At 37.0% G+C, this 1,353-nt stretch carries 1 protein-coding gene and 1 pseudogene; both read left to right on the top strand.

What is annotated here, in order from left to right; all coding sequences use genetic code 11:
• A pseudogene (locus Q0296_RS06615) lies at window positions 1-493 on the top strand (hypothetical protein); the annotation flags it as partial.
• Window positions 494-929: 436 nt separating this feature from the next.
• Window positions 930-1,340: a DarT ssDNA thymidine ADP-ribosyltransferase family protein gene (locus Q0296_RS06610; protein WP_298038297.1), complete on the top strand. Its 411-nt coding sequence runs from the start codon at window positions 930-932 to the stop codon at window positions 1,338-1,340.
• Window positions 1,341-1,353: the final 13 nt, after the last annotated feature.

Here is a 1,353-nt window from a genome sequence, read left to right as displayed (position 1 = left end):
TGCCCAGGGCGTGCGCAGCTACGACACGCAGCTTGGCATGGTAAATGAAAGTATAAATCTCTCAACCGTTAAGCAAAAAGAGGGCGTGATCGAGTTTGACTTTTTTGGACGCGCGATGAAGCGCGAGGGGCTCGAAAATCTGGGCTTTGAGACCGCTACGCTGGCTAGCGCGCTGGGCTTTGACGTGAGAGTAACCGATCGCTCGGCGAACTGGGCGCCGTGCATCAGCGACTTCGCGCATCTGGTGCTTGAAGAACTGCAAAAACAAAAGCCGCAGGCTAAATTTGCCGCCGTGCACGCTGGTCTTGAGCGGCGTACTGGTCGCAAAACAGCCCGAGCTGCAAGCCTGCTCCATAGGCCCGAACATCCACTCGCCACACTCGGTGAACGAGCACTGCGAGATAGCGTCGGTGGAGATGATGGCGGAAGTCGTAAGAAATATCATTGCCAGGCTTCAGTAGTTTGGAAAGGCTTGTCTCTTGCACGCCTTTAAATGAGCTAGAAATTTCCTCCCTCGATGAACTATATGTTCTATCTTCGGTCGAAAATTTCTTCGTAACATTTAAAATCATCACAAGATACTTTGCCTTGATGCTTTTGTAGTTAGAAATTTAAACTATACAGTTATATGCTACGAAATTTTTGTGCTAATTTTGAGCAAGCTAATTAAAAAAATTATTTTGTTAATTCATGTAAAAATATATTTTTAAAATTATTAATTTTTAAGATTTGTAAATATATTATTTACTAACTCTAAAAATAAGGGCAAAATAATGAAAAAGCCATGGAAAGAGTATAAACAAGATTTTGTTGATTTTTTATTGGAAAAAAATATTAACTTTATTTGGCACATTACAAAACTATCTAATTTGAGCTCTATTGTAAAATATGGATATTTGTTTAGTCAAAATGAGTTAAAAAATAGATAGATCAATTTCAACTCATCAAGTAATGATTTATCAAAACATTTAGACGAGGGCAAAAATACTCAAGACTTTGTAAGATTTGCTTTTACTTTCAATAACCCATTGTTTTTAGCTTTTATCAAAAGACACCCAGATGATAATTTTTGTGTTTTTCGAATGGATATATTCAATTTGCTTACTTTTGATGATGTTGTTTTTTCAGATATTAATGCAACAGATAGAACAGTTTTATTTTTTGATGATTTTGAAAACTTCTGCAACAGATTAGACTTTGAGGCGTTTTTATGTAAAGATACTATAGCTTATGGAGATAAAAAATATAAAACATCTCAAGCCGAGATAATGATAAACAAAGGGGTTGAAGTTGAGAAGCTGACAATAGCACAAATTTGTATACAAAAAAGGATGTCTTGATGGCTCAGAGACC

Source organism: uncultured Campylobacter sp., assembly GCF_937890585.1.
Lineage (GTDB): Bacteria > Campylobacterota > Campylobacteria > Campylobacterales > Campylobacteraceae > Campylobacter_A.
This window is presented reverse-complemented; position numbering and strand designations above follow the sequence as displayed.